Genomic DNA, 2,909 nt, shown 5'->3' with positions numbered 1-2,909 from the left:
ACAAAGAAAAAAGGCATTACCCTTTCTTTTCGGTTAGAGAGCTTAACACTTGAAATATTGGATGTAACTTTTAACATGCCTATACTTATCAATGGTATCACATACGTTAATATGAAAACCATGAGTAGAATTGGCCTGATAGATTGTTCACTAATAGGTTGAATAACCGATGGTGCAAACAGATACAATATAGCCAACAAACCAGTGGCCATGATTAGCGGATGAAATGTATAGGATATGAAATTCGCTAGCTTACGTTGCACTTATAATTCTTTTCTCAATCTTGCTACCGGCAAATTTAATTGTTCGCGGTACTTCGCCACAGTTCTTCGTGCAATATTATAGCCTTTGGCCTTCAATAGTTTTTCTAATTTGTCATCCGAAAGAGGCTTCTTTTTGTCTTCACCTTCAATGATAATCTTAAGCTCATTTTTAACCTCTCTGCTGCTCACATCTTCACCAGAATCTGTAGCTATACCTTCAGAGAAAAAGTATTTCAATGGAAATATACCGAAGTCAGTTTGGATAGATTTGCTATTCGCAACCCTTGAAACCGTTGAAATGTCCATTTTAATGATATCCGCAATATCCTTTAGAATCATAGGCCTTAGCTTGCTTTCATCACCTTCTAAGAAATATTCATACTGATAATCTAGAATGGCACGCATTGTATTTAACAAAGTATGCTGCCTTTGTTTAATAGCATCAATAAACCACTTGGCTGAATCCAGCTTTTGTTTTACAAATGATACGGTATCTTTTAACTTTTTATCTTTTTTGTCACTCTTATCATAGGCCTTAAGCATCTCAGAATAAGACCTGCTGATTCGTAACTCTGGAGCATTTCTTGAATTTAAGGCCAGCTCCAATTCACCATTATTGTTCTCTAGTATAAAATCCGGGATTAAATATTGAGTTCGTACCAAGCCGCTAGAAGAGCCTCCCGGCTTTGGATTCAATTTTCTGATCAGCTCTATTGCATCTTTCACATACTCTTCATCTTCCAGATCAAGCTTTTTCATAATCTTCGAATAGTGTTTTTTGGTAAACTCTTCAAAACACTGCTCAATAATTAATTTGGAAACGATGACATCCACATTCTGATCATCCGGTCGCCTTTCTAGTTGAAGTAACAAACACTCCTGCAAATCCCTGGCAGCTATTCCCGGAGGGTCGAACGATTGAATCTTTCGCAGTATTTCCTCCACTTCATCCAAATCCGTTTCTATATTTTGAGAGAAGGCGAGGTCATTGATAATGGCCTCAATTTCTCTTCGGATATAACCATCACCTTCAATACTACCGATCAGTTGCTTACCAATTGTAAACTGTCTATCGTCTAATTTTAAGTAGCCAAGCTGGTTAATAAGCTGCTCTGTAAGAGTACTGTGAGTGGCAATAGGCATCTCCTTGTCTTCATTATCACCATCGCCCTGCATCTTGTAACCACTAAAATCATCATCGCGTAAGTAGTCATCTACATCCAGATCATCGTCACCAGAGTCAGTATCATCAAACTCGTCATTATCTACTTCGTCAGATTCTTCCTTCCCTTCTTCCAAGGTAGGGTTATCTTCCAACTCCTCCTCTACTCTTGCTTCAAGTTCAGCCGTAGGTATCTGCAACAGCTTGATGAATTGTATCTGCTGCGGTGATAATTTTTGTTGTAAACTTTGGGTTAAACCAAGTTTTTGCATGTGCTAATATTCCTATTTTTTGACCCTTACTAAATATAATTCAAAGTTATTATATTTCCTCTATTCTTTGATAAAAAGCTTTATTTATCGTTTTTTTGCGCTCATTTTTAAATAACCATCACTTAGTAAAAATAGCAAGTAAGGCTATGAAAAGAACAAAAATTATTGATGTACTTGATGGCGCCAAAGTAGGCACACAGGTAACCGTTAAAGGTTGGGTAAGAACGTTTAGAAACAACCAGTTTATAGCCATAAATGATGGCTCTACCATCAATAATGTTCAGGCCGTTGTTGACTTAAATTCTTTTGATGAAAAGTTACTTAAAAGAGTGACTACCGGTGCTTGTATCTCTGTAAACGGAGAAGTAGTAGAATCTTTGGGTAAAGGTCAGTCAGTAGAAATTAAAGTAAAAGAATTGGTAATTCTGGGTGATGCCGATCCAGAAAAATTTCCTTTACAACCAAAGAAACACTCTTTGGAGTTTTTAAGGGAAATCGCACATTTAAGAGTAAGAACCAATACTTTCAGTGCGATTTACCGCATTCGTCATGCCATGATTTTTGCAGTACATAAATTCTTTACTGACAAAGGGTTTTACAATATACATACACCCATTATTACAGGTTCCGATGCTGAAGGAGCCGGTGAGATGTTTAAAGTAACCAACTTTGATTTGGATTCAATTCCACGTACTGCAGATGGTAAAATAAATTATAAAGAAGACTTTTTTGGAAAGGAAACGAACCTTACTGTATCCGGTCAGTTAGAAGTTGAAACTGCTTGCATGGCACTTTCTGAAGTGTATACTTTTGGCCCAACGTTTAGAGCAGAGAACTCTAATACTTCCAGACACCTGGCCGAATTCTGGATGATTGAACCGGAAATGGCATTCTACGAGTTAGAAGACAACATGGATCTGGCAGAAGAGTTTTTAAAGTATTTAGTGGGCTATGCCCTTGAAAATTGCAAAGATGATTTAGCATTCCTTGACAACAGGGCACAGGAAGAAGACAAAGGCAAGCCACAGAATGAGCGAGCAGAAATGACACTTTTGGAAAGGCTCCAGTTTATCGTTGATAATGAGTTTGTGAGATTGTCTTATACAGAAGCCATAGATATATTAAGAAACTCGAAACCAAACAAGAAAAAGAAATTCCAATATCTCATCAATGAGTGGGGTGCCGATTTACAATCAGAGCATGAGCGTTTCT

The 2,909-nt window shown here is 37.4% G+C and carries 2 protein-coding genes and 1 pseudogene; 1 reads left to right on the top strand and 2 read right to left on the bottom strand.

The window, feature by feature from the left end; genetic code table 11:
- Window positions 1-263: pseudogene (locus tag RLO81_RS01325) on the bottom strand (hypothetical protein); the annotation flags it as partial.
- Window positions 264-1,697 (bottom strand): RNA polymerase factor sigma-54, encoded by a 1,434-nt coding sequence (gene rpoN / locus RLO81_RS01320; protein WP_350106100.1) that lies wholly within the window; start codon window positions 1,695-1,697, stop codon window positions 264-266.
- Window positions 1,698-1,843: 146 nt separating this feature from the next.
- Between rpoN and asnS the strand changes: the two genes are divergently transcribed.
- Window positions 1,844-2,909: asparagine--tRNA ligase (gene asnS / locus RLO81_RS01315; RefSeq protein WP_350106097.1), on the top strand; the 1,066-nt coding region annotated here is incomplete at its 3' end.

The organism is Fulvivirga sp., assembly GCF_040220315.1.
Classification (GTDB): Bacteria; Bacteroidota; Bacteroidia; order Cytophagales; family Cyclobacteriaceae; genus Fulvivirga.
Note: the sequence above shows the minus strand (reverse complement) of the source record. Positions and strands in the feature narration are given on the sequence as shown.